Consider the following 23,214-nt stretch of genomic DNA (forward strand, 5'->3'; position numbering starts at 1 on the left):
GAACGCGTTCCCGAACCCGCCCACCCACGCCCGCCCGCTGGACTCGCCGGCCGGCTCGATGTCCGTCGTGTCCGTGACGACCGCCGTCATGCCGTACTCGCCGTCGTCCGCGGACGTCTTGTGCAGCGCGTCCGCGCCGGGGTCCGTCGTGGTGACGTTGACGTCGAACGGCGCGTAGTCCTCGGCCACCCGCGCCCACACCTGGTACACGTAGCCCGCGTCGGCGGCGGCCGCGACGGGCGCCAGCTCGTACACGTCCTGCCCGTAGAAGCGGTTCCACTCGGTGTTGCGGAGCGTGGCGCCGTCGAAGTCCAAGTAGATGGTGAGCGGCGCGTCCGGCTTCGAGCCGCCGGCCGGGTCACCGGGGACGTCCGCGACCGGCGCCGTGCCGGCCGGGTGGTCGTCCGGCGCGTCGAACCGGTCGGTGTAGGACAGTGTGCCGCCGTCGCCGACGACCGCCCGGCCGGACTCGACCAGCTCCCGGACCACGTCCACCGGGAGCCCCGCGCGGCCGGCCGCCACCTCGAGCGAGTGGGCCGCCGCTTCGACGGACCGCAGGTCGACCAGACCGGCCGGATCGTCGTCGGTGGCCGCCGCCGGCGCGGCGCCGGCGAGAGCGAGTGCGCCGGCCCCGGTCATCGCCACCGCGCCCAGCAGCCGGCGCGGAACTGCGCGATTCATGAGCTGACATCTCCTCAAGATTCACTCGCTCCCCGGGCACACGCTCGACGCACGGTAGCAGACCAGATTTCCGGTTCGGCCGGTCTGGTGGAGATCAGCTCACGTGGAGCGGGGGTCGCCGGTTAGGCTCTTGGGCATGCATCGCAAGGCGGCCCGGGGGCGTCGTAAGGCCTCCCGCCGGAAGACCCCTCAGCCAGCGCCCCAGCGCAACCTCGTCGCACTCATCGCGGGTGGTGTCGGCGAGCTCATGCTCACCGCCGGGGCGGTCGTGCTGCTGTTCGTGGTCTACACGCTGTGGGGCACCGGCATCCAGACCGCCAACGCCCAGGACGACCTGCGCGACCAGCTCGGGCTCGACGCCGGCCAGATCGAGAAGGACCCGATCCCGCTGGACCAGCTCGAGGTCGGCGACGCCTACGGCATCATCCGCATCCCCCGCTTCGGCGACGACTGGGAGTGGATCATCGTCCAGGGCACCGAGGACTCCGACCTCAAGAACGGCCCCGGCCACTACCTCGACTCCGTCGACCCGGGCCAGGTCGGGAACTTCTCGATCGCCGGCCACCGTTCCGGTCACGGCGAACCGTTCGCCGAGTTCCCCGAGTTGCAGGTCGGCGACATCATCGAGATCGAGACGAGCGCCGGCACGTTCCTCTACGAGCTGGACAGCGCGCCGAACGGCGACCCCGACGGCAACAGGATCGGCATCAGGGACAGCTGGGTCGTCGACCCGGTGCCGGGCGAGGCGGAGGAGACCGAGCCCACCGAGCGGCGCATCACGCTGACCACGTGCTGGCCGCGCTGGGGGTCGTCACACCGTATGTACGCGACCGGCATCCTGATCGGCGGAGAGGAAGTCTAGACAGATGTACGCCTGGATCTGGCGGCACCTGCCAGGACCGTGGCCCGTGCGGCTGCTCATCTACCTGATCCTCGTCGCCGCGCTCGTCTACGCGCTGTTCATCTGGGTCTTCCCATGGGCGGAGGACGCCTTCAACATCAGCGAGGTCACCGTCGGCTGACGGTGACCTCCGCTGGGTGGGCCGCTGGGTGAGCCGCTGCGGTCAGCCGCCGGCGACCGCCGGGATGACCGACACCTTCGCACCGGCCGGCGTCGGCGTCTGCAGGCCGTCGGAGAAGCGCACGTCGTCGTCGTTCACGTAGACGTTGACGAACCGGCGGATCTGGCCGGTGTCGTCGAGCACGCGCGCGCCGATGCCCGGGTACGCGGCGTCGAGCGCGCCGAGCACGTCGGAGAGCGTGGCGCCGTCGGGCACCTCGACGCTGACGTCGGACTCGCCCTTCGTGTAGGTGCGCAGGATGGTGGGGACGCGTACGGCGACGCTCATGTTCAGCCTCCGTTGACGAGGCTGTGGAACGCCTCGGTAGTGGGTGCGATGGTGCCGGCGGGGCCGACCACGGACGAGACGGCGTCGAGCGTCTTGAGCCCGTCGCCGGTGTTGAAGATGACGGTCTCGGCGTCGGGGTCGAGCTTCCCCTCGCGCAGCAGCTTGGCCAGGACGGCGACGGTGACACCGCCGGCGGTCTCGGCGAAGATGCCCTCGGTGCGGGCCAGCAGCCGGATCCCGTCGACCACTTCCTCGTCGCTGACGTCCTCGACCGCGCCGCCGGTGCGCCGCGCGACGTCGAGCACGTACGGCCCGTCGGCCGGGTTGCCGATGGCCAGTGACTTGGCGATGGTGTCCGGGCGCACCGGCCGGACCACGTCGTGGCCCTCCTTGAACGCCGTCGCGACCGGGGAGCAGCCCGTGGCCTGCGCGCCGAAGATCGCCGGCGCGTCGCCCTCGACCAGGCCCAGCTGGACCAGCTCGCGGAACGCCTTGTCGACCTTGGTCAGCTGCGAGCCGCTGGCCACCGGGATCACGACCTGCTTCGGCAGCCGCCAGCCCAGCTGCTCGGTGGTCTCGTAGCCGAGCGTCTTGGAGCCCTCGGCGTAGTACGGCCGCACGTTGACGTTCACGAACGCCCAGTCGTCGTGCTCGCCGGCCAGCTCCGAGGCCAGCCGGTTGACGTCGTCGTAGTTCCCCTCGACGGCGACCAGCGTGGTGCCGTAGACGGCGCTCGTGACGATCTTCGGCCGCTCGAGGTTGCTCGGGATGAACACGTAGCTGGTGATCCCGGCGCGGGCCGCCGCCGCGGCGACCGCGTTGGCCAGGTTCCCCGTCGACGGGCAGGCCAGCACCTTGAAGCCCAGCTCACGCGCCGCCGCCAGCGCGACGGCCACCACGCGGTCCTTGAAGGAGTGGGTGGGGTTGGCGGCGTCGTTCTTGATCCAGAGAGCCTTCAGACCCAGCTCGCGGGCCAGGTTGTCCGCGCGGATCAGCGGCGTGAAGCCCGGGTCGGTGTTCGGGATCTCGGCGATGGTCTCGGGGACCGGGAGGAGGTCGCGGTAGCGCCAGATGGAGCGCGGGCCGCTCTCGATGCGCTCGCGCGTGATGGTGCCGAAGTCGTAGGCCACCTCCAGCGGGCCGAAGCACTCCAGGCACGCGTAGTAGGGGCCGAGCTCGACGGTGGCGCCGCACTCACGACATGAAAGGTGCGTGGCGCGCCCCAGGGCGGTTCCGGTGGTGGTCATGCTGCTGCGGATCCCTTCTCATCTCTCCCACCTCATGGGCGGGCCGGAATTGGCACCGTCATCGCGCTGATCGACACGGACGGTTGCCGGAGCTTCGACGGGCCGGTCCCTCGGCTCCTCTGGATGAGGACAACTGCTTGTCACCTTACGTGGCGGTTTTGGATCCAGGCAGCTCGTATCCACGATGCGAGACGATTTTGTATCGCATCGTGGATACCCATCAGGCGAGCAGTTCCGCGTTCGCCACGAGCCAGGCCGCCATCTCGGCCAGCTCGAGCTTTCCTTCGGCGACGGCGATCACGAAGTCATACGCCTCGTCCTGGTCGACGTCGAGCAGGCTCATGCCGTTGTCGAGCAGGAAGACGACCGTCGCCGCCCACGCCAGGCGCTTGTTGCCGTCGATCAGTGGGTGATTGCGAGCCAACGACTCCAGCAAGGCCGCTGCCTTCGTGGGCAGATCCGGATACGCGTCGGCCCCGAACATCGAGGCCTGCGGCCGGTGCACCGCGGAGTCGAGCAGGCCTAGGTCCCGGAGCTCGGCCGGGCGGCCGAGTACGACCTCAGCCGTGTCGAGCACGTCGGCGAGGCTGAGGTAGACCGTCATTCCGCGAGGCGAGCCAGCAGGCCGGCGTGCCGGTCCTTGACCTCGTTCGCCAGCCGCTTGATGTGCTCGGACCGATCGCCCTGCTCGATGCGATCAACGAGAGCGAGCCGGACGACCTCGTGCATGGACCGATGCTCGCGCTCGGCCTGCCGCCGCAGCGCCTCGGTCTCTTCGTCGGTGAGTCGCAGTGTCATCGCCATACCCGCGATGATACCGCCGTGATACCGGGTCAGTCGAGGGCGGCGAGCTCGCGCAGCAGCGCCTGAACCCCGGGCGGCCCGGGCACGACGATGTCGGCGGCGGCGCGCAGCTCGGCCGAGGCCTCCTCGGCGTCCGAGCAGACGACCAGCCCGACGAGGCCGGACGAGGACAGCTCCCGCACCGCGGCGACCGCGGGCAGGTCGCCGAGGTCGTCGCCGGCGTAGAGGACGGCGGTGGCGCCGGTCTCGGCGACCAGCGCCCGGATCGCCAAGCCCTTGTCGACGCCGGCCGGGCGCAGCTCCAGCACGAACCGGCCGGGCGTCACCTGCAGCCCGGCCTCGGCCGCGACGGCGTCGGCGTGCGGCCGTAGCTCCGCCAGCGCCGCCGCCGGGTCGGGCGCGGACCGGGTGTGCAGCGCCACCGAGTGGTGCTTGTCCTCGACGGCGACGCCGGGCCGGACAGCGGCCAGCTCGGCCACGCGGCGCCGGGCGAGGTCGACGCCGTCGTCGGCGCCGGGCGTGGTCAGCTCGCCGCCGGACCAGCGCTGCAGCCCGTAGTGCCCGAGCACCACCAGGCCGGGCACGTCGGCGAGCGAGCCCAGCCGCACCGCGTCCGCCGCCGGCCGGCCGGTGACGACGGCGACCCGGGCCACGCGCCCGGCGACCGCCGTCAGCACGTCCGCCGTCCCCGGCAGCGCGACGGCCGCATCGGGCGAGGAGACGATCGGCGACAGCACGCCGTCGAAGTCGAGGGCCACGAGGGTCCGGTCCAGCCGGCCGGACAGCGCTCGCAGCCGCGGCGTCACTCCGACTCGACCTCGTCGAGGTAGTCGTCGACGAGCACGACGACCAGGCGGGTGTCGTTGAACGGCTCGACGTTGGGCATGCTCCGGCCGATCTCCGGGAACTGCGCCATCAGCGCGTCGGCCGCCTCCTCCATGCCCTCGGGCACGTAGACCGTGGTCTCCGGGACGTTGCCGGTGAACTCGCTGACGGCGGCGACCTCCCAGCCGCCCTCCTCGAACCGCTCGCGCGCCTGCTCCTCCAGCCCCGGCTCGTCGGTCTGGTTCAGCACGCCCAGCGGCTCGCGGGCCTCCGGGTCGGCGGTGACCGGGCCGGTCGGGTCGGCGGACGGCGGCTCGGTGGCCGGCGGCTCCGTGGCCGGGGGCTCGGTGGCGGGCGGTTCCGTCGCCGGCGGCTCGGCGCCGCTCACGTCGCCCGCCGCGACGTCGTCGGGGGTGCTGTCGTCGGTGTCGTCACCGAAGTACCAGAGCAGCGCGAGGACGACCGCCACCGTGCCGACGAGCGCGACGAGGGACGGCCAGAGCCGTTGAAGTCGGTCACCCATCGTCACAGGATCAGGAGCGTACGCCACGCGACCGGGCGGAAGCGAGGCACTCGGCCCTGGCGCGGCCGATCAAGATCAGCGACACTGTCGTATGGACCGGCGCTCCCGCTCATGCCTCCGCGGCGAGCGAGCGTCCGGATCGGGTCCGCAACCGCCGCGAGCGCTGCCGACGCAGCCGGCGCACCAGCAGCGGGTCGTGCGCCAGTGCCTCCGGCCGGTCGATCAGCGCGTTCAGCACTTGGTAGTAGCGCGTCGCGGACAGCCCAAACTCACTGCGTACGGCTTGTTCCTTCGCTCCTGGGTACTTCCACCAGCGGTGCTCGAACTCGAGGATCTCGCGCTCGTGGTCGTCCATACCCGCCATCGTAGGCAAGGGGTGTGACAACCCAGGCACCGCACAACTCGGTTACCGTTGTCGGCACGAGGAGGCCCCATTTGTCCACGACTGGAACGAGTAGCTTCGTCGTAGTCGCCAACCGGCTGCCGGTCGATCGCGTGTCGACAGCCGATGGCACGACCACCTGGCGCAGGAGCCCCGGCGGACTGGTCACCGCGCTGGCCCCGGTGATGCGGGCCTATGACGGCGCATGGGTGGGCTGGACCGGCTCGCCCGACGACGCGCCGGAGCCGTTCTCGACCGACGACATGGACCTGGTCCCCGTGCCGTTGTCGGCGGAGGAGATCGCGCTCTACTACGAGGGGTTCTCCAACGCCACGCTGTGGCCGCTGTACCACGACGTCATCGTCCAGCCGGAGTACCACCGGGAGTGGTGGGACGCCTACCGCGCCGTCAACCAGCGCTTCGCCCGCGCCGCCGCCGAGGTGGCCGCCGAGAACGCCGTCGTGTTCATCCAGGACTACCAGCTGCAGCTGGTGCCGCGGCTGCTGCGCGAGCTGCGCCCGGACCTCAAGATCGGCTTCTTCCTGCACATCCCGTTCCCGCCGACGGAGCTGTTCGCACAGCTGCCGTGGCGCAGGCAGATCCTCGAGGGCCTGCTCGGCGCGGACCTCGTCGGGTTCCAGCGGGCCGGCGCGGCCAGCAACTTCGAGTCGCTGGCCGAGACGTTCGCCTCGGCGCGGCTGGTCGACGAGAGCCTGGTGCTCGACGACGGCCGCGAGGTGCTGGCCCGCTCGTTCCCCATCTCGATCCAGGTGGAGGAGGTGGCGAGGCTCGCCGCCGACCCCGAGGTGCAGCAGCGGGCCGCCACGATCCGCGAGGAGGTCGGGTCGCCGCGCTACATCCTGCTCGGCGTCGACCGGCTCGACTACACGAAGGGCATCGGGCACCGGCTCAAGGCGTTCGGCGAGCTGCTCGCCGAGGACGCCATCACCCCCGAGGAGGCGGTGCTGGTCCAGGTGGCCACGCCCAGCCGCGAGCGGGTCGAGGCCTACCAGACGCTGCGCGACGATGTCGAGCTGGCGGTCGGGCGCATCAACGGCGACTACGGTCGCATCGGGCACCCCGCGGTGCACTACCTGCACTCGTCCTACGACCGCTCCGAGCTGGTCTCGCTGCTGCTGGCCGCCGACGTCATGGTCGTGACACCGTTGCGCGACGGCATGAACCTGGTCGCGAAGGAGTACGTCAGCGCCCGCGCCGACCTGCGCGGCGCGCTCGTGCTGTCCGAGTTCGCCGGCGCGGCCGACGAGCTCGGCGAGGGCGCGTTCCTCGTCAACCCGCACGACATCGACGGGATGAAACGCACCATGCTGACGGCCATGCGGCTCGAGCCGGCCGAGGCCGAACAGCGCATGAAGCTGCTGCGCGACCGCGTCACCAGCCACGACATCTCCCGCTGGGCCACCGAGATCCTGACCGCGCTACGGGCGATCTGACGCGGCGGCGACGGGGTCAGCGGCGGTCGGTGCCCGGGTCCGGGTCGACCTCGGTGTAGGCCAGCCAGGCCTGGGTGTCCGCCGCGTCGACGGGCTCGGCGGCCGCCGGCTCCGACAGCGTGGCCAGCCGCCGCTCGGCCGCCTCGACGTTGCGCAGCTCCATCTGCGCCAGGGCCATCAGGTCGCGCAGGCCCTCCGCGCCGAAGCGATCACGCACGTTCATCACGGCGGTGGTCACCATGGGGTCGACTTCGGGGGTCTGGGGCTGCAGCCGAGGGTCCATCGAGATCACTCCTGAGAACTTTGACCGAGAGTCCGACGTACCGTAACCCGGCGAGCGGTCCCGGTGGGCGACCGCCCCGCACCGTGTGTCCCGGCGGGCCGCCGTGACAGGATCGCCGCACATCGACGATGATGAGGCTGCACAGGCCTGAGTACACGGGGGTGACGTCCGGCCTGCCCGGAGTTCCCAACGTTACGGTGGTCGATTGCTCCCACGACGGTTCGCCCTCGTCCGCCACGTCGACTACACCGGTGTGTCCGGGGTCGGGGTGGTGGCCTACGGCGTCCTCTTCGCCGACGGTCACGTCGCGCTGCGCTGGGCGTCGGCACACCCGGCGACCAGCCTGTGGAGCTCGCTCGACGACCTTGTCGCGGTGCACGGCCATGGTGAGGCCACCAGCATCGAGTGGCTCGACCCGGCCTCGGACCCGTTCGCCCAGCCGCTGCCGTCCCGGGGCGCCGGACGGCGGGCGCGGCGGGTCCAGCCCGGCCCCGTCCTGCCCGAGCCGGTGGTCGAGCCCGACGTGACCCGCGAGACGCGGCCGATCCAGCTGGAGCCCGATCCGGAGCCGGTCGAGCCGGAGCCGGAGCCGCGCGCCCGCCACGCCGAGCCCGACGCCGGACCGCCACCGCCGCCACCGGCCGAGCCGGCGAACGTCAACGGCGCACGGCCTCCGCACGCGCGGCTGCCGGCCCAACGGGGCACCGGGCGGCACCGCCGCAGCCCACCTGAGCCACAATCGAGAGCGACCCATCACCTCGAGAGCGACGGATCATGACCGACAGCGCGGACCGCGACGACCCGTCCCGCCGCTGGCCGCGCAGCGTCTACCAGGCCGGCAGCGAGCCCGACCCACGCTTCACGTTCGCCAACGAGCGGACCTTCCTGGCCTGGATCCGCACGGCGCTCGCGCTGCTGGCCGCCGGCATCGCCCTGGAGGCGCTGGAGATCCCCGACCACAACGGGCTGCGGCTGGTGCTGGTCGTGGCGCTGTCGGCGCTGGGCGCCGCGTGCAGCGTGCTGGCGTTCTTCCGCTGGGCCCGGGCCGAGCGGGCGCTGCGCGAGTCGCGGCCGCTGCCGTCACCGGCGCTGGCGCCGGTGCTCGCGTTCGGGCTGGCCATCGCGGCCATCGTCATCGTCGTCGTGCTGGTCGCGCCCTGACGATGGCCGAGCGCACCTACGACGACGGCGCGCAGAACGAGCGGACCGCGCTGGCGTGGACCCGCACCGCGCTCGCGCTGCTGGTCGGCGTCGTACTGGCCACCCGGCTCGCCGCCGAGCCGCTCGGCCCGGCGGCAGTGGTGTTCGGGCTGCTGGTCGCGCCGGTCGCGGTGGCGGTCCTGCTGCTGGCGCGGCGCCGCTACCGGCGCTCGCACGAGGCCCTGCACTCCGACCGGGCCCTCCCCGACGGCAAGCTGCCCGGCCTTGTCGCGGTGGTCACGCTGCTGCTCGCGGTCCTGGAGATCGCCTACGCCCTCGCCTGATGCCTTCAGACGACGATGACGTGCAGCCCCGCGACACCGCCCGGGAAGCCCTGATCCTGTGTGACAACCGGCCACCCGTGAGCGATGGCGGTAGCGGCGATCCACGAATCGTTCACACCCATCTTGAGACCCTGACTCTTGAGCCGTTGCCTCAGCAGGGCCCAGGCGGCCGCGATCTGGTCGTCGATGACGATCGGCTCGAACCGCTGCGCCGCGTTCAACGTGTCGAGACGACGCGATCTGGCCTCGTCGTCGGGCGCCATCAGCACACCCCACCGCAGCTCCCCGATCGTCACGGCGCTGACGGCGCCTTCGACTGGGCTTCACGTCTGCCATGGGTCGTCCAGCTCTGCCGTCGTCTCGGGCATGGCCGCATCCAACTGGTCTGCCAGCGCGCTGTCCGCGCGCGGCACCGTGACGAGAAACTCCCTGGCAGGCAAGGTACGCGGCCTGATCTGACGCGGAATCAGCAGCGCCACCGGGCGCTCGTTGACCGTGACTTCGAGCGTCTCTCCTGCTTCAACCCGCCGCAGGACCTCACTGACATGGTTGCGGAGATCGCGAACCGAAATCCTTGCCGGCTCATCCACACCGTCACAACCTTCGTCGTGTCACCGGGCGATGGCGGCGCGGACGTGGCCGCCGGCGGCGGCGAGCCGGGCGCGGGCCTCGTCGGCGTCGACGCCGGCCAGCAGCATGACCGTCGCCGTCTTCGTCTCGTCGCCGCTGGCGGCCAGCGCGGCCGCGACCGCATCGGCGGACTCGCCGGTGGCCTCCTGGACGATCCGCTGCGCGCGGCGGCGCAGCTTGTCGTTGGACGCCCGCACGTCGATCATCAGGTCGCCGTGGGTGTGCCCCAGCTGCACCATGACCAGCGTCGAGATCGTGTTGAGCACCAGCTTGGCGGCGGTGCCGGCCTTGAGCCGGGTCGAGCCGGCCAGCACCTCGGGGCCGGTCAGCGCCTCGACGGCGACGGCGCAGGCGGCGGCGATCGGCGAGCCGGGATTGTTGACGACGGCGACGGTGTAGGCGCCGCCCGCGCGGGCGGCGGCCAGCGCGCCGAGCACGTACGGCGTCCGCCCGGACGCGCTGACCGCGACCACGACGTCGTCCGGGCCGACGCCGAGCGCCGCCAGGTCGTCGCGGCCGCCGTCGTGGTCGTCCTCGTCGTGCTCGGTCGCCGAGCGGACCGCGTCGAACCCGCCGGCCATGACGGCGACCACCTGGCGCTCGTCCACCCCGAACGTCGGCCCGCACTCCGCCGCGTCGAGGACGGCGAGCCGGCCGGGAGTGCCGGCGCCGACCTCGATCAGCCGGCCGCCGCGGCGCAGCCGGGCCACCGTCTGGTCGATCGCCTCGACCAGACGGTCCCGGTTCGCGGCGACGGCGTCGACGGCCACCCGGTCCTGCGCGGCCATCAAGTCGACCTGCTCACGGGTGGACCGCAGGTCCAGGTCGGCGGCGGCCGGCAACCGTCCCTCGGTGGCCAGCCGGTCCAGGTCGGAACTCGTCACTCGCTCGTCCTCAGTGGCCGGCGGGCCGGCTGCAACTCGACGCGGAACTGGTAGCGGTCGCCACGGTAGACGGAGCGGACGAACTCGACCACCCGGCCGGCGGTGTCGCGGGAGATCCGTTCGAACAGGAACGCCGGCGAGTGCAGCGGCACGCCGAGCAGCTCGGACTCGATCTCGTCGGTGACGGTCGCCTCGATGGTCTGCACGCCGCCGGACAGCTCCAGCCCGTACACGTCGTGCAGCAGCTCGTAGAACGAGCCGTCGGCGAGCATCGCGCCCTCCAGGCCGGGCGCGATGGCGCGCGGCACGTGCAGCGTCTCGACCGCCATCGGCGCGTCGTCGGCCAGCCGCAGCCGGGTCACCCGCACGACGTTCTCGCCCGGCGAGATCTCCAGGCGGCGGCCCAGCGGCGCGCCGGCCAGCACGTCGTCGACGGCCAGCGTGCGGCTGGAGGGCACCGAGCCGCGCTGGCGCATGTCCTCGGAGAACGACGTGACGGCCAGCCCCTGCGCGATCTTCGGGCCGGCGACGAACGTGCCCGCGCCCTGCCGCCGGACCAGCCGGCCCTCGCGGACCAGCTCCTCGACGGCACGCCGCAGCGTCATCCGCGAGACGCCGAACCGCGGCGCCAGCGCGCGCTCGGCCGGCAGTGCGTCGCCGACGCTCAGCTCCGCGACGAGGTCGAGGATCTCGTCCCGGATCGAGTGGTACTTCGCCACGCCTTCACCCCCTGTAGACGTTTCGCGCAAAGTCTTCCAGACTTGGGGCCCATATTGGTCTAGTCCATCGAGGAGGACCAGCGTGAGCCGACGTCGTCGCACGCTCCCCGTCATCGTGGCACTCGTCCTGGCCGTCGTCGCGGCGCCCCCTGCCGCGGCCGGTCCCGAACCGCTTCCCGAGCAGTGGCGCGGCTACTGGGTGGACGCCTTCAACGAGGGCATCTACACCCCGGCGCAGGTCGAGGAGCTGGTCGGCGACGCGCTGGAGGTCAACGCGAACGCGCTGATCGTCCAGGTCGCGCGCCGCTACGACTGCTTCTGCAACCGCGCCGACTACCCGCGCACCGACGCCGCCATCGCGCCGGCGCCGTACGACCCGCTGGACGAGGTCATCGAGCAGGCGCACGCGGCCGGGCTCGAGGTGCACGCGTGGGTCAACTTCGGCACGCTGTGGAACTCGGCGACGCCGCCGCAGTCGCCGGAGCATGTGTTCAACACCAACGGCCCCACCGCCACCGGCGCCGACCGCTGGCTGAACAAGCGGGTCGACGGCGCCGAGCGGGTCGGCAACAACAGCTTCATCGACCCGGCCAACCCGGCCGCCCGCGACTACGTCGTCGGCGCGATCCAGAGCATCGTCCGCGAGTACGACGTCGACGGCATCAACCTCGACTACATCCGCTACCCCGACCACAACTCCACCACCACGCACAGCGACTGGGGCTACAGCGAGACCTCGATCGCCCGGTTCCAGGCCGCGACCGGCCGCACGGATGTGCCGGCGCCGTCGGACACCGAGTTCACCGACTGGCGACGCGACCAGATCACCAGCCTGGTGCGCCGCATCTACCTCGGCATCTTCGAGATCGACCCGGCGGTGCGGCTGAGCAACGACGGCATCACCTACGGCTTCGGCCCGCAGAGCGTCGGCGGCTGGGAGAAGACGCGCACGTACGCCGAGGTCCTGCAGGACTGGAGGGGCTGGCTGGACGAGGGGATCATCGACACCGTCGTCGCCATGAACTACAAGCGCGAGTGGATGCCCGATCAGGCGCGGATGTTCGCCGAGTGGAACGAGGTACTCGCCGACTGGCAGGGCGACCGGCAGACGGTGTCCGGCCCGGCGCTGTACCTCAACGAGATCGCCGACAGCGTCCAGCAGGTGAACGACCTGCTCACGCCGACGGCGGCCGGCAACACCGTCGCCGGCTGGAGCGGCTACTCCTACGCGAACCCGTCGCTGACGGCGGCCGCCGGCTCGCCCGCGGTGAAGGACGCCGAGCGGGCCGCGCTCGCCGCAGCGCTCACCGGCCCGGACGCCCCGTTCGCCGAGGACGCGGCCGTCCCGTCGATGCCGTGGAAGGAGACGCCGACGACGGGGAACGTCGCCGGCACGCTGCGGCTGCGCACCGGCGCCGCGCTCGACGGCGTCACCGTCACCCTGGAGCCGGTGCTCGGCGGCGAGACCCGGACGCAGGTCAGCGACGGCTCCGGCTGGTTCGGCTTCGTCGACGTGCCGCCCGGCGTGTACCTGGCCCGCTACGACCTGCCGGACCGGGTCACCGGCGCTCCGCTCAGCGTCGTCCGGGTGCAGGCGGGCGACCTGGCCGACACGCGCACCCCGTCGTTCATCCCGCTTCCCTAGGCTGGGTCGATGAGCAGCTTCGGCGCCATCGGCGCGCGGCTCTATGCCTGGTTCAACCGCCATCCGGAGTTCAACCGGGCGGTGGTCGACCTCGCGGAGCCGCGCGCCGGCGAGCCGGTGCTGGAGGTCGGCTGCGGGCCCGGCGTCGCGCTCGAGCTGGCCGCCGACATCGCCGGCGCAGAGCACGTCGCCGCGGTCGAGCCGTCGGAGACGTTCGTCGCCATGGCCCGCAAGCGGGTGCCGGGGGCCGACGTCCGGGTGGCCGGCGCCGAGGACGTCCCGTTCGCCGACGGCTCGTTCGCGGTGATCTACACACTCGCCTCCATGCACCACTGGGACGACCGGGACGCGGGCCTCGCCACGCTGTGCGCGAAGCTGCGCCCGGGCGGCCGCCTGGTGCTGGCCGAGCGGCTGCTCGACCGGCCCGGCCACGGCATCACGCCGGCGCAGCTCGGCGAGGTGTCGGGCCGGCTGACGGCGTTCGGTCAGACCGGTGTGCGGACGGAGCAACGGCGGATCGGCCGCAAGACGCTGGTGGCGATCCTCTCGGAGCGTCCGCTCGCGGCTTGACATGGAACGCTATTGCACGTTGTGGTCGTGCGATGACGACGGAATGGCCGGTCCTGCGCCGGTACGACGCCGACCACTCACTGCGCATCGCGCTTCCGCTGGGCGGCATCGGGACGGGGACGGTGTCGCTGGGCGGCCGCGGCGACCTGCGCGACTGGGAGATCCGCAACCAGCCGGCGAAGGGGTTCGCGCCGCGGGACAGCTTCTTCGCGATCCGTGCCGGCGACGTCGTCCGGGCGCTGGAGGGGCCGATCGACCCGGTCCTGTACGACGGCTGGGAGGGCGCCGCCGTGCCCAACCACAGCCTGCCGCGGTTCGCGCGGTCGGAGTTCCTGGCCGCCTACCCGCTGGGCCAGGTGCTACTCGACGACCCGGCGCTGCCGCTGACGGTGCGGCTGCAGGCGTTCAACCCGCTGGTCCCGGCCGACGTCGAGGCCAGCTCGCTGCCGGTCGCGGTGCTGCGGTACGCGGTGACGAACGCCGGCGCCGAGGTCCTGGACGTCACCGTCGCCGGCAGCGTCCGCAACCCCGGCGAGGCGCCCGTCAACGAGCGGCGCGGCGACGGCGTGCTGCTGCGCTCCGGCGGCGCCGTGGACTCCGAGCGCTGGGGATCGATCGCGCTGGCCGTGCTGGACGAGGACGACGTCACCGTCCGCACGACGTGGGCCGCGTCCAGCTGGGGCGGGCCGCTGCTGGACTTCTGGGACGACCTCGGCGCCGACGGCCGGCTGGACGAGCGGCCGGCCGGCGGCGAGCCGGTGGCCTCCGTCGCCGCCCTGCGCCGCCTCGGACCCGGCGAGACGCACGCCTTCACGTTCCTGCTCACCTGGCACTTCCCCAACCGGCTGGACTGGCGCGGCGAGACCGTCATCGGCAACCACTACGCGACGCGCTACGACGACGCCTGGGACGTCGTCACCGCGACGACGCCGGAGCTGGCCGACCTGGAGGACCGCACCGTCGCGTTCGTCGCGGCGCTGACCGGCAGCGACCTGCCCGCGCCGCTGGTCGAGGCGGCGCTGAGCAACGTCAGCACGCTGCGCTCGCCGACCTGCTTCCGCACCCCTGACGGCCGGTTCTACGGCTGGGAGGGCTGCCACGACGACAGCGGCAGCTGCTACGGCAACTGCACCCACGTCTGGAACTACGAGCACACGACGCCGTACCTGTTCGGCGAGCTCGCCCGGTCGATGCGCGAGCTGGAGTTCGCCCACGCCACCGGCCCCGACGGGCACATGAGCTTCCGGCTGGAGCTGCCGCTGGACCGCTCCCGCGAGCACGGCGTCGCCGCCGCCGACGGGCAGATGGGCTGCCTGGTGAAGCTGCACCGCGAGTGGCGGCTCAGCGGCGACGACGACCTGCTGCGATCGCTGTGGCCGGCCGCGCGCCGGGCGCTGGAGTTCGCCTGGATCCCCGGTGGCTGGGACGCCGACCGCGACGGCGTCATGGAGGGCTCCCAGCACAACACCATGGACGTCGAGTACTTCGGCCCGAACCCGCAGGTCGGCACGTGGTACCTGGCCGCGCTACGGGCCGCGGAGGAGATGTCCCGGCATCTCGGCGACGACGAGTTCGCCGCCACCTGCGCGGACCTGTTCGCCCGCGGCAGCGCCTGGATCGACGCGCACCTGTTCAACGGCGAGTACTACCGGCACGAGATCCGCCCGCCGGGCCACGATGACGCCATCGCGCCGGGGCTGCGGCTGCCCGGCATCGGCGCCCGCGACCTCACCGAGCCCGAGCTGCAGATCGGCGACGGCTGCCTCACCGACCAGCTGGTCGGCCAGCACGTCGCCCGGCTGACCGGCCTCGGCGACCTGCTCGACGCCGGGCACGTCCGCACGACGCTGGGCAGCATCCTGCGGCACAACGACCGCACCGCGCCGGGCGCGCCGTTCAACCCGAAGCGCAGCTACGCGCTGGCCGGCGAGCCGGGCCTGCTGGTGGCGTCGTACCCGCACGGCAACCGGCCGGTCCGGCCGTTCCCGTACTTCGCCGAGGTGTGGACCGGGCTGGAGTACACCGCGGCGATCGGCCTGCTCCAGGCGGGACGCGCCGACGACGGCGTGCGGGTCGTCGAGGCGGTCCGCAGCCGCTTCGACGGCCGGCGCCGCAACCCGTTCGACGAGGCCGAGTGCGGCCACCACTACGTGCGAGCCATGGCGGCGTGGGGCACGCTGCTCGCCGCCACCGGGTTCGGCTACGACGGCGTGCGCGGCGAGCTGCGGTTCGCGGCCGCCTCCGTCTCCGACGGGCCGGTGACGTGGTTCTGGTCCACCGGCGGCGCCTGGGGCACGGCGACGCAGCAGTCCGCCGGGGCGGGCGGCGGCGTCCGGGTCACCGTCGCCGTGCGCGGCGGCCGGCTGCGGCTGCGCGCACTCACGCTGGACCCGTACGGCACCGCCGAACTGCAGGACCGAGTGCTCACCGCCGGCGCCACCACGGACGCCGTCGTCGGCGACCGCGGGCGGTCAGCGGGGTCGTGAGGACCCCGCGCCGGATCACTGGGCGGGACGCGCCTCCGGGTCGGCCGGGGAGGCGGCCGGCGTCGCGGCCGGGGTCTCGGTGGCCGGCTGCGCGGCGGTGGCCTGCGCGGCCGGTGCCTGCTGCGGAGCCGGCGCCGGGTTGACGATGACGGCGTTGGCCGCGTCGCTGTCGGCCGGCTTCGACATCTCCGACTTGAAGATCTTCAGCGACTGGCCGATTCCGCGGGCCATCTCGGGCATCCGCTTCGCGCCGAAGAGGAGGAAGATGACGATGAGGCCGATGATCAGCTCAGGCGTACCGATGTTGGGCATGTGGTCACTTCTTCCCTGACAGGTACCGGTCCGCACCATCGTACGCCTCAGGTGCAGCGGGTATGGTAGGCGCGGTTCGGGGGTCGGGACGGTCTCACCGCCGAGAGGGTGCGTCAGGAGGTCGAGGCAGTGTCGGGTCGCCGCTCCGAGGGCCGCGCGGGTCACCGCGTGCTCCGGAAGGCCTGGGCGCTCCCCGCCATCCTGCTCTCCGGCGCGCTGATGCTCATCTCGTCCGGCCCGCCGGCGACCGCCGGCCCGGCCGGCCAGCAGCGCGGATCGTCCGTCGCGACGGCACCGAGCGGCGTGCACGGCCCGGCCGCGCCGTCCGTCACCGCCGGCGGCGACGTCCGCGACCTGCCCGTCACCGCCGCACCCGCGACCGGCAAGCTCGGCTACGCGCCGCCGGCGTCCGTCGGCACCGTCGCCGGACTCGACCGCTACCTGCTCGACACCGTCCCCGCACCGACCGGCCGGGTGCCCGCCGACGACGCGTGGACCACGACCGACCCGCAGCGCGGCCCGCCCGCGATCCGGCAGTAGACGTCCCCTTCGCACTCCGCCCGGCCGCCGGTCCCTGACCGCGCCCGCCGGGCACATCCCTTGGAGACCTCCTGTGGATCGCACCAACGCGCTCTACCTCGCCATCGGCGTGACGGCCGTCGTCCTGGCCACCTTCGCGCTGATCCGCCGGCGCGCGGCGAAACGAGGCACCCCCGTCGACGGCGGGCGCTTCGCCCGCGGTGTGGCGGCGCTGCTGATCCTCGTCGCCTCCGGCTTCATCACGCTCACTTCGAGCCCGAACCTCGGCCTCGACCTGGAGGGCGGCGCGCAGATCGTCCTCGAGACGCAGAGCACCGACACCGTCGAGGCCAACGCCGAGTCCACCGACCGCGCACTGGAGGTGCTGCGCCGCCGGGTCGACGCGCTCGGCGTCTCGGAGCCGTCGCTGAGCCGGTCCGGCGACCGGCGCATCATCGTCGAGCTGCCGGGGGTCTCCGACCCGCGTGAGGCGGCCGACGCGCTGGGCCGGACCGCCCAGCTCACCGTGCACCCCGTCCTCGGCTACGACACGTCCGGCCTGACGCCGGAGACGCCGGCCGAGACTCCACCGGCCACGCCGCCGGCCACCACCCCGCCCGCCACGCCGCCGGCCACCGAGGGCTCCGTCGGCGGCGCGATCGAGCCCGGGTCGGCGGACGGCGACACCGGCACCGACGTCGTCGCCGGCAGCACCCCGGCGCCGACCGAGACGCCCGCGCCGTCGGAGACGCCGGCCCCGGAGGGCGACGGCCAGCTGGTGCTGCCGGACGAGTCCGGCCAGCCGCTGCTGCTCGCGCCCACCGCGATGACCGGCGACGAGATCGACGGCGCCGACGCCGTGTTCGACCCGACCCGCGGCTGGTTCGTCACGCTCGACTTCTCCGGCAGCGGCGGCGACACCTGGGCGAACCTCACCAGCGAGGCCGCCTGCCAGCCCGAGGGCGACCCGACGCGGCGCATCGCGATCGTGCTGGACGACACCGTCATCTCCTCGCCCAACGTGACGACCAGCGTCCAGTGCGGCGTCGGCATCCGCGGTGGCACGACGGAGATCACCGGCGACTTCGACGAGGAGGAGGCCAAGGACCTCGCCGCGCTGGTCGAGGGCGGCGCGCTCCCCATCGACGTCACCACCATCGAGCAGCGGGTCGTCGGCCCGACCCTCGGCGACGCGGCCATCGAGGCCAGCGCCTGGGCGGCGATCATCGGCATGGCCGCCACCGCGATCTTCATCGGCGTCGCGTACCGCCTGGTCGGCGTCATGGCGATCCTCGCGCTGCTCGGCTACGCCGCGATCTCCTACGCGGCGCTGAGCGCGCTGGGCGCCACGCTCACCCTGCCGGGCCTCGCCGGTTTCGTCCTGGCGATCGGCATGGCAGTCGACGCGAACGTGCTGATCTTCGAACGAGCACGCGAGGAGTACGTCGACGGCAAGACCAAGAGCCTGCGCGCCGCCGTCCAGAGCGGCTTCAAGAACGCGCTCTCGGCGATCGCCGACTCGAACGTCACCACGCTGCTGGCGGCCGGGCTGCTGTTCTTCCTGGCCTCCGGCCCGGTCCGCGGCTTCGGCGTCACGCTGACCATCGGTGTGCTGGCCTCGCTGCTGTCGGCGCTGGTGCTGAGCCGGGTGCTGTGCGAGTGGCTGGCCGACCGGCGCTGGCTGAACCGGCACCACGACGCCAGCGGCCTGGCGCACCACGGCCGGATCCGGCTCTGGCTGCGTGAGCGCAACCCGCAGCTCATGACGAAGCCGCTGCGCTGGCTGCTGATCTCGGCGGTCGCCGTCGTGCTGGCCGTCGGCGGCATCGTCGCCCGTGGCCTGGAGTTCGGCATCGAGTTCACCGGCGGCCGGCTGGTCGAGGTGTCGCCGACCGAGACCGTCGACATCGACGACGCGCGCGCCGCCGTCGCCGACGCCGGCTTCCCCACGGCGATCGTCCAGGAGTCCGGCGACGACGACATCACCGTCCGGGCCAGCGACATGTCCGACGACGAGGCGGCCGCCGTCATCGCCGCGCTCGACGAGATCGGCGGCGGCGCCGAACTCGTCCGCGACGAGACGATCGGCCCCAGCCTCGGCGACGAGTTGCAGCGCAACGCGCTCATCGCCCTGGGTGTGGCGCTGGCGGCGCAGCTGGCGTACCTGGCGATCCGGTTCCGCTGGACGTTCGGCACCGGCGCCGTCATCGCGCTGTTCCAGAACGTCATCGTGACCGTCGGCATCTTCGCCTGGATCGGCAAACCGCTGGACGGCATGTTCCTCGCCGCCCTGCTGACGATCATCGGCTACAGCGTCAACGACGCCGTCGTCGTGTTCGACCGCATCCGCGAGACCTGGACCCGCAAGGACGGCGAGAAGTTCAGCGACGTCTCCAACACGGCGATCCTCAACACGCTGCCGCGGTCGGTGAACACGGGCGCCAGCACCCTGTTCATCCTCGTCGCCCTGCTCGTCCTCGGCGGCGACTCGCTGTCGGACTTCGCGCTCGCCCTGGTCCTGGGCATCCTGATCGGTACCTACTCGTCGAACTTCACGGCGGTGCCGCTCACGATCCTGCTGGAGAGCTCCAAGCCGGCCCCGCCGCCGGCCCCGAAGAAGGTCGACAAGCGCAGCCGCGAGGATCCCAACTACGGCGCGGTCGTCTGACGCCCGCGCCATCCGACGCAGTGGAGGGGACGGTGCCCGCTCGGGTACCGTTTCCCCTTCTGCCCGAATAGCTCAGCTGGTCAGAGCAACCGCCTTGTAAGCGGTAGGTCGTCGGTTCGAATCCGACTTCGGGCTCCCTCGTTACCCCATGACGACGGTGGATGCCCGCGAGACCGCCGGAACCAGACCGACGCCGGCCCGGAACCGTCGGTGGGGCGCGCATCCGCCGGTTTCGCGGGCATCAGCAGGTTCCCAAGGTCGCCCCCGGCGACGAGACACCCGTCCCGTGATGATCAACCCGAAGACAGGGCCCACCACCGCTCATGTGGTGCAGGCGCCCGTTGACGCGCCGGGTGACGACGCGGCCTCGTACCGCTTCCTCAGCACATCAGCTCTGTCGCAGATCACCTGAGACACCTGTCGCCTCTGTGTTGAGCCAGGAGACGACTTCGGGCTCCCTACACCGTCCGGCTCAGTAGCACGCCCATCGGCTGGAATCCGAGGTCGCGATACAGCCGCAGCGCGCCCTCGTTCGCGTGGTGCGCGTCGAGCTGAAGGCGAACGGCGCCGAGACCGGCCGCCGTCGTGACGGCCGCCTCCAGCAGGCGGCGGCCGATGCCCTGGCCGCGATGCTCCGGCAGCACCGCGACGTCCAGGGAGGCGGTCGCGACGTCGGCGAGCATGCTGGCCGGGCCGGGTCGCGGCAGCCGCGCCACCGAGGCGGAGCCCACGACCTCGCCGTCGAGTCTGGCGACCAGGATCCGTTCGCCGGCCGGCCGCGGCTCCCGATAGCGCTCGACGACGGCGTCGACCGGCGGGACGCGGTAGCGGTCCGGGTCGAGGGCGAGGTGATGCGCCGCGCTCGACACATAGACGCGGGCCAGCGCTTCGGCGTCATCGGGGAGTCGTGCAGCGGAGATCGCGACGGTCACCCGATCGATCCTGCCCGAGCCATGACACGATCGGTGGCATGAGCCGGGAGCTGCGCGGCATCTTCGACGAGGACGCCGCTCTGTACGCACGGGTCCGGCCGGAGTATCCGGTGGCGATCTTCGACGATCTCGGCGAGCTGGCCGGGCTGGGTCCGGGCACGCGCGTCGTCGAGATCGGGCCCGGCACCGGGCAGGCGACGCTGGCGCTGGCGGCGCGCGGGGCGCGGGTGGTCGCCGTCGAGTTGGGGGCGAACCTGGCGGCGGTGCTGCAGGAGCGGACCGACGGGCTGCCGGTCGAGGTGGTCGAGGCGGCGTTCGAGCGCTGGGCCGCGCCGCCCGCGTCCGCCGACCTCGTCACGTCGTTCACGGCCTGGCACTGGCTGGACCCGGCCGTGCGGGCAGAACGGGTCGCCACGCTGCTGCGGCCGGGCGGCGCCCTGGCCACGGTGACGACGGAGCACGTGGCCGGCGGGACCGAGGACTTCTTCGCCGACGTCCAGGAGTGCTACGAGCACTGGGACCCCGCGACCCCGCCCGGCCTGCGCCTCACCCCGGCCGACGACATCGCGCCGTTCGAGGACGAGATCGACGAGTCGCCGCTGTTCGGCCCACCCATCCGGCGCCGCTACCGTGCCGACGTCACGTACGACACCCGCGGCTACCTCGACCTGCTGTCCACCTACTCGGGCCACCGCGCACTCACGCCGGACCGGCGAAGCGGCCTGTTCGCCTGCATCGGCGGGCTGATCGACGACCACTACGGCGGCAGCGTCACCAAGGCCTACCTCTACGAGCTGCGCGTCGCCCGCACATGACCGAACAGCCCCTGACCGGCGGCCGCCTCACCCCGGGCGTCGTCCGCATCGGCGACACCGTGCGCCGTCCGGCCGGGCCGCACTCCCCTTTCGTCGCGGCGTTGCTCCAGTGGCTCGCCGAGCGCGGCTTCGACGGCGCGCCCCGGCACCTCGGCAGCGACGACCAGGGCCGCGACGTGCTGAGCTACCTGGTCGGCGACGTCCCGGCCCGGTTCCGCACATGGGCCGACGCCCAGGTGCGCGCCGCGGCCGCACTACTGCGCGACTTCCACGACGCCACCTTCGGCAGCCGGTTGGCCGAGCCGTACCCCGTCGTCTGCCACCACGACCCCGGCCCGAACAACGTCGTCTTCCGCGCCGGCGTCCCGGTCGCGTTCATCGACTTCGACTTCGCCGCGCCCGGCGACCCGCTCGAGGACGTCGCCTACCTGGCGTGGACATGGTGCGTGGTGGTCGGGCCGCGACGACCCGAAGGCGCCGGAGGTGGTGGCGTGGACCTGGCGCGAGCACGCGTTCATCGACAGCCATCGCCACAGCTTCACGGCTGCTCTCGACGGCGGCGACGGCGGGCGGCGATGACGTCGCGCAGCGGCGGCACGACGACGCCGGCGGCGGCCATGCGACGGCGGGCCAGTCGGCGCGTGCGCAGGATGCCGACCAGCCCGATCGCCCACATCACGTACTGAACGCACATCGCCACCCGGAAGTCGTCCAGGGAGTACTGCGCCGACGACCCACCGGCGCGGGCGTCGAGGACCAGGCCGATCGCCAGGATCGTCAGCAGCGAGGCGAGGAACCCGCCGACGTTGACGATGCCGGTCGCGGTGCCCAGCCGGTTCGGCGGGTTGAACGTGCGGGCGAAGTCGAACCCGATCATCGAGCCGGGGCCGCTCAGGGCCATCGACAGCACGAGCAGCACCAGCAGCCAGCCCGGCGCCCGCCCCGGCAGGAGCAGGACGGCGGTCCAGGCGGCCGCGTTCGCCGCCACGATCCCCAGCACCAGCCAGGACCGCCGCAGCGGATGGCGCTGCACCATCACGCCGATGACCGGCCCCGCCACGACGCCGGCCAGCACGGTCAGCGTCAGCAGCGCGCCGGCCGCGGCCTCCGACCGCCCCTCGCCGGAGACCAGGAACGGGAACCCCCACATCAGCGCGAACACCGTGCCGGAGAACTGGGTCGTGAAGTGCGTCCACAGCCCGAGCCGGGTGCCCGGATGCCGCCACGCGGTGACGAGGTCCGCGCCCAGGTGCCGGATCGACGCGTCCTGCGGCCGCTGCGCGACGCGCGACGGGGTGTCGCGCAGCGCGACGGCGGCGAGCACGCCCACCAGCACGCCGGTCGCCGCCGCGGACCCGAACGCCGCGCTCCAGCCGTAGGCGTGCAGGACGGCGACGAACGGCACCGCGGACAGGATCTGGCCGGCCTGCCCGACCAGGCCGGTGAGCTGCGTCATCACCGGGACCCGGCCGGGCGGGAACCAGGCCGAGACGATCCGCAGCACGCTGACGAACGTCAGCGCGTCGCCCGTCCCGACGAGGATCCGGCCGGCCGCGGCCAGCGGCACCGAGTCGGCCAGCGCCAGCACGGCCTGGCCGCCGGCCATCAGCAGCGCGCCGGACGCGACCAGCAGGCGCCCGCCCACCCGGTCCAGCAACAGCCCGATCGGGATCTGCAGTCCGGCGTAGACGACCAGTTGCAGCACGACGAACGAGGCGAGCACGCTGGCCGACACGTCGAAACGGTCCGCCGCGTCCAGCCCGGCCACCCCGAACGAGGTGCGGTGCATGACGGCGACGATGTACGCGGATACGCCGACGGCCCAGATGGTCCAGGCGCGGCGCGGTGTCGGCATAGAACGCTATTGTCCACCGCGGCGGTCGCAGAGGACCCGGCACTCCAGGAGGGAGCACCGAGTCCTCCGACTTCGGTCACGAGGGTGTGTGACCATTCCGACTGCGGGTTTGATTTCAGGCGGTCCCCACAATCGGAAGTGGCGGCC

Annotated in this window: 26 protein-coding genes, 1 tRNA gene, 2 pseudogenes and 1 riboswitch; of the genes and pseudogenes, 13 read left to right on the top strand and 16 right to left on the bottom strand. The window is 72.7% G+C overall.

From position 1 onward, the window contains the following. A pseudogene (locus C1I92_RS05215) lies at window positions 1–681 on the bottom strand (hypothetical protein); the annotation flags it as partial. 136 nt (window positions 682–817) lie between these two features. Between C1I92_RS05215 and C1I92_RS05220 the strand changes: the two are divergent. Beyond that, window positions 818–1,543: a class E sortase gene (locus tag C1I92_RS05220; RefSeq protein WP_111253615.1), complete on the top strand. Its 726-nt coding sequence runs from the start codon at window positions 818–820 to the stop codon at window positions 1,541–1,543. Window positions 1,544–1,745: 202 nt separating this feature from the next. On the opposite strand, the gene C1I92_RS05225 is transcribed toward C1I92_RS05220, so the two are convergent. The 7 genes from C1I92_RS05225 to C1I92_RS05255 all read right to left on the bottom strand — a co-directional run bounded on the left by C1I92_RS05225 (window position 1,746) and on the right by C1I92_RS05255 (window position 5,793). Beyond that, complete coding sequence (locus tag C1I92_RS05225; RefSeq protein WP_111253616.1) at window positions 1,746–2,030, bottom strand: ubiquitin-like small modifier protein 1; 285 nt, start codon at window positions 2,028–2,030, stop codon at window positions 1,746–1,748. A gap of 2 nt (window positions 2,031–2,032) precedes the next feature. After that, on the bottom strand, window positions 2,033–3,277 hold the full coding sequence (thrC, locus tag C1I92_RS05230) for a threonine synthase (protein WP_111253617.1): 1,245 nt from the start codon (window positions 3,275–3,277) through the stop codon (window positions 2,033–2,035). A gap of 15 nt (window positions 3,278–3,292) precedes the next feature. Continuing rightward, window positions 3,293–3,407, bottom strand: a riboswitch (SAM riboswitch). A 90-nt stretch (window positions 3,408–3,497) separates the two neighbouring features. Continuing rightward, window positions 3,498–3,881 carry a type II toxin-antitoxin system death-on-curing family toxin gene (locus tag C1I92_RS05235; protein WP_111253618.1) on the bottom strand — a complete coding sequence of 128 codons (384 nt, stop codon included), beginning with the start codon at window positions 3,879–3,881 and terminating at the stop codon, window positions 3,498–3,500. Then, window positions 3,878–4,081, bottom strand: a complete 204-nt coding sequence (locus C1I92_RS05240) for a DUF6290 family protein (protein ID WP_111253619.1) — start codon at window positions 4,079–4,081, stop codon at window positions 3,878–3,880. The genes C1I92_RS05235 and C1I92_RS05240 overlap by 4 nt, the downstream gene beginning before the upstream one ends. Window positions 4,082–4,110: 29 nt before the next feature. Further along, on the bottom strand, window positions 4,111–4,887 hold the full coding sequence (gene otsB / locus C1I92_RS05245; protein ID WP_111253620.1) for a trehalose-phosphatase: 777 nt from the start codon (window positions 4,885–4,887) through the stop codon (window positions 4,111–4,113). Continuing rightward, window positions 4,884–5,429 (bottom strand): LytR C-terminal domain-containing protein, encoded by a 546-nt coding sequence (locus C1I92_RS05250; RefSeq protein ID WP_111253621.1) that lies wholly within the window; start codon window positions 5,427–5,429, stop codon window positions 4,884–4,886. The genes otsB and C1I92_RS05250 overlap by 4 nt, the downstream gene beginning before the upstream one ends. Window positions 5,430–5,538: 109 nt before the next feature. Further along, window positions 5,539–5,793, bottom strand: a complete 255-nt coding sequence (locus tag C1I92_RS05255; protein WP_111253622.1) for a DUF3263 domain-containing protein — start codon at window positions 5,791–5,793, stop codon at window positions 5,539–5,541. A gap of 71 nt (window positions 5,794–5,864) precedes the next feature. Between C1I92_RS05255 and C1I92_RS05260 the strand changes: the two genes are divergently transcribed. Then, entirely contained in the window at window positions 5,865–7,265 is a 1,401-nt protein-coding gene (locus C1I92_RS05260) for an alpha,alpha-trehalose-phosphate synthase (UDP-forming) (protein WP_111253623.1), read from the top strand. Between the two features lie 16 nt (window positions 7,266–7,281). On the opposite strand, the gene C1I92_RS05265 is transcribed toward C1I92_RS05260, so the two are convergent. Further along, on the bottom strand, window positions 7,282–7,506 hold the full coding sequence (locus C1I92_RS05265) for a hypothetical protein (protein WP_111253624.1): 225 nt from the start codon (window positions 7,504–7,506) through the stop codon (window positions 7,282–7,284). 247 nt (window positions 7,507–7,753) lie between these two features. On the opposite strand from C1I92_RS05265, the gene C1I92_RS34300 reads away from it, so the two are divergent. From C1I92_RS34300 to C1I92_RS05280, 3 genes are read left to right on the top strand one after another with little or no spacing between them, the layout of a single operon-like run. After that, window positions 7,754–8,326: a hypothetical protein gene (locus tag C1I92_RS34300; RefSeq protein WP_199520970.1), complete on the top strand. Its 573-nt coding sequence runs from the start codon at window positions 7,754–7,756 to the stop codon at window positions 8,324–8,326. Beyond that, the gene (locus C1I92_RS05275; RefSeq protein ID WP_111253625.1) at window positions 8,323–8,709 is read left to right on the top strand and encodes a YidH family protein; all 387 of its coding nucleotides are present in this window, start codon (window positions 8,323–8,325) and stop codon (window positions 8,707–8,709) included. Before C1I92_RS34300 ends, C1I92_RS05275 begins: the two co-directional genes overlap by 4 nt. A gap of 2 nt (window positions 8,710–8,711) precedes the next feature. Beyond that, window positions 8,712–9,032, top strand: a complete 321-nt coding sequence (locus C1I92_RS05280) for a DUF202 domain-containing protein (protein WP_111253626.1) — start codon at window positions 8,712–8,714, stop codon at window positions 9,030–9,032. Window positions 9,033–9,037: 5 nt separating this feature from the next. Here the strand turns inward: C1I92_RS05280 and C1I92_RS05285 are convergent, their stop codons facing one another. From C1I92_RS05285 to C1I92_RS05300, 4 genes are read right to left on the bottom strand one after another with little or no spacing between them, the layout of a single operon-like run. Continuing rightward, window positions 9,038–9,328, bottom strand: coding sequence for a PIN domain-containing protein (locus C1I92_RS05285; RefSeq protein ID WP_111253627.1), 291 nt, complete (start codon window positions 9,326–9,328; stop codon window positions 9,038–9,040). Between the two features lie 27 nt (window positions 9,329–9,355). Beyond that, window positions 9,356–9,622 (bottom strand): type II toxin-antitoxin system Phd/YefM family antitoxin, encoded by a 267-nt coding sequence (locus C1I92_RS05290; protein ID WP_199520971.1) that lies wholly within the window; start codon window positions 9,620–9,622, stop codon window positions 9,356–9,358. 21 nt (window positions 9,623–9,643) lie between these two features. Beyond that, window positions 9,644–10,546 (bottom strand): N-acetylmuramic acid 6-phosphate etherase, encoded by a 903-nt coding sequence (gene murQ / locus C1I92_RS05295; protein ID WP_111253628.1) that lies wholly within the window; start codon window positions 10,544–10,546, stop codon window positions 9,644–9,646. After that, complete coding sequence (locus C1I92_RS05300) at window positions 10,543–11,265, bottom strand: GntR family transcriptional regulator (protein ID WP_111253629.1); 723 nt, start codon at window positions 11,263–11,265, stop codon at window positions 10,543–10,545. Before C1I92_RS05300 ends, murQ begins: the two co-directional genes overlap by 4 nt. 82 nt (window positions 11,266–11,347) lie before the next feature. Here C1I92_RS05300 and C1I92_RS05305 point away from each other — a divergent pair, with 82 nt between their 5' ends. Genes C1I92_RS05305 through C1I92_RS05315 form a run of 3 tightly spaced genes read left to right on the top strand, consistent with a single transcriptional unit; the run spans window position 11,348 to window position 15,966 of the window. Further along, the gene (locus tag C1I92_RS05305; RefSeq protein ID WP_199520972.1) at window positions 11,348–12,910 is read left to right on the top strand and encodes a family 10 glycosylhydrolase; all 1,563 of its coding nucleotides are present in this window, start codon (window positions 11,348–11,350) and stop codon (window positions 12,908–12,910) included. 9 nt (window positions 12,911–12,919) lie between these two features. After that, window positions 12,920–13,480 (top strand): class I SAM-dependent methyltransferase, encoded by a 561-nt coding sequence (locus tag C1I92_RS05310; RefSeq protein WP_111253630.1) that lies wholly within the window; start codon window positions 12,920–12,922, stop codon window positions 13,478–13,480. Window positions 13,481–13,512: 32 nt separating this feature from the next. Continuing rightward, a complete protein-coding gene (locus C1I92_RS05315; RefSeq protein WP_111253631.1) occupies window positions 13,513–15,966 on the top strand; it encodes a GH116 family glycosyl-hydrolase in 2,454 nt (817 codons plus the stop codon). Window positions 15,967–15,981: 15 nt separating this feature from the next. Here C1I92_RS05315 and C1I92_RS05320 read toward each other — a convergent pair whose 3' ends face one another. Then, window positions 15,982–16,278, bottom strand: coding sequence for a twin-arginine translocase TatA/TatE family subunit (locus C1I92_RS05320; protein ID WP_111253632.1), 297 nt, complete (start codon window positions 16,276–16,278; stop codon window positions 15,982–15,984). 129 nt (window positions 16,279–16,407) lie between these two features. On the opposite strand from C1I92_RS05320, the gene C1I92_RS05325 reads away from it, so the two are divergent. The 3 genes from C1I92_RS05325 (at window position 16,408) to C1I92_RS05335 (ending at window position 19,600) form a co-directional block, all read left to right on the top strand. Further along, window positions 16,408–16,818: a hypothetical protein gene (locus tag C1I92_RS05325; RefSeq protein ID WP_111253633.1), complete on the top strand. Its 411-nt coding sequence runs from the start codon at window positions 16,408–16,410 to the stop codon at window positions 16,816–16,818. A 202-nt stretch (window positions 16,819–17,020) separates the two neighbouring features. Next, window positions 17,021–19,465 (top strand): protein translocase subunit SecD, encoded by a 2,445-nt coding sequence (gene secD, locus C1I92_RS05330; protein ID WP_369124077.1) that lies wholly within the window; start codon window positions 17,021–17,023, stop codon window positions 19,463–19,465. A gap of 61 nt (window positions 19,466–19,526) precedes the next feature. Then, window positions 19,527–19,600, top strand: a tRNA-Thr gene (locus tag C1I92_RS05335). Window positions 19,601–19,923: 323 nt separating this feature from the next. Here the strand turns inward: C1I92_RS05335 and C1I92_RS05340 are convergent. Further along, window positions 19,924–20,397 (bottom strand): GNAT family N-acetyltransferase, encoded by a 474-nt coding sequence (locus C1I92_RS05340; protein WP_158564008.1) that lies wholly within the window; start codon window positions 20,395–20,397, stop codon window positions 19,924–19,926. 38 nt (window positions 20,398–20,435) lie between these two features. On the opposite strand from C1I92_RS05340, the gene C1I92_RS05345 reads away from it, so the two are divergent. Further along, complete coding sequence (locus tag C1I92_RS05345; RefSeq protein WP_111253635.1) at window positions 20,436–21,212, top strand: class I SAM-dependent methyltransferase; 777 nt, start codon at window positions 20,436–20,438, stop codon at window positions 21,210–21,212. Then, window positions 21,209–21,679 (top strand): annotated as a pseudogene (locus tag C1I92_RS35225) (aminoglycoside phosphotransferase family protein); the annotation flags it as partial. The gene C1I92_RS05345 and the pseudogene C1I92_RS35225, both read left to right, overlap by 4 nt. Window positions 21,680–21,750: 71 nt before the next feature. Here C1I92_RS35225 and C1I92_RS05355 read toward each other — a convergent pair. After that, window positions 21,751–23,067, bottom strand: a complete 1,317-nt coding sequence (locus tag C1I92_RS05355; RefSeq protein ID WP_199520973.1) for an MFS transporter — start codon at window positions 23,065–23,067, stop codon at window positions 21,751–21,753. Window positions 23,068–23,214: the final 147 nt, after the last annotated feature.

It is taken from the genome of Jiangella anatolica (assembly GCF_003236295.1).
Lineage (GTDB): Bacteria > Actinomycetota > Actinomycetes > Jiangellales > Jiangellaceae > Jiangella > Jiangella anatolica.

Coding starts and splice junctions, on each gene's coding strand:
- C1I92_RS05250 (WP_111253621.1), bottom strand. CDS start 5,429: ATGGGTGACCGACTTCAACGGCTCTGGCCGTCCCTCGTCGCGCTCGTC.
- C1I92_RS05315 (WP_111253631.1), top strand. CDS start 13,513: ATGACGACGGAATGGCCGGTCCTGCGCCGGTACGACGCCGACCACTCA.
- C1I92_RS05220 (WP_111253615.1), top strand. CDS start 818: ATGCATCGCAAGGCGGCCCGGGGGCGTCGTAAGGCCTCCCGCCGGAAG.
- C1I92_RS05310 (WP_111253630.1), top strand. CDS start 12,920: ATGAGCAGCTTCGGCGCCATCGGCGCGCGGCTCTATGCCTGGTTCAAC.
- C1I92_RS05265 (WP_111253624.1), bottom strand. CDS start 7,506: ATGGTGACCACCGCCGTGATGAACGTGCGTGATCGCTTCGGCGCGGAG.
- C1I92_RS05320 (WP_111253632.1), bottom strand. CDS start 16,278: ATGCCCAACATCGGTACGCCTGAGCTGATCATCGGCCTCATCGTCATC.
- thrC (WP_111253617.1), bottom strand. CDS start 3,277: ATGACCACCACCGGAACCGCCCTGGGGCGCGCCACGCACCTTTCATGT.
- C1I92_RS05355 (WP_199520973.1), bottom strand. CDS start 23,067: ATGCCGACACCGCGCCGCGCCTGGACCATCTGGGCCGTCGGCGTATCC.
- C1I92_RS05240 (WP_111253619.1), bottom strand. CDS start 4,081: ATGGCGATGACACTGCGACTCACCGACGAAGAGACCGAGGCGCTGCGG.
- C1I92_RS05225 (WP_111253616.1), bottom strand. CDS start 2,030: ATGAGCGTCGCCGTACGCGTCCCCACCATCCTGCGCACCTACACGAAG.
- C1I92_RS05275 (WP_111253625.1), top strand. CDS start 8,323: ATGACCGACAGCGCGGACCGCGACGACCCGTCCCGCCGCTGGCCGCGC.
- C1I92_RS05255 (WP_111253622.1), bottom strand. CDS start 5,793: ATGGCGGGTATGGACGACCACGAGCGCGAGATCCTCGAGTTCGAGCAC.
- C1I92_RS05235 (WP_111253618.1), bottom strand. CDS start 3,881: ATGACGGTCTACCTCAGCCTCGCCGACGTGCTCGACACGGCTGAGGTC.
- C1I92_RS05280 (WP_111253626.1), top strand. CDS start 8,712: ATGGCCGAGCGCACCTACGACGACGGCGCGCAGAACGAGCGGACCGCG.
- C1I92_RS05345 (WP_111253635.1), top strand. CDS start 20,436: ATGAGCCGGGAGCTGCGCGGCATCTTCGACGAGGACGCCGCTCTGTAC.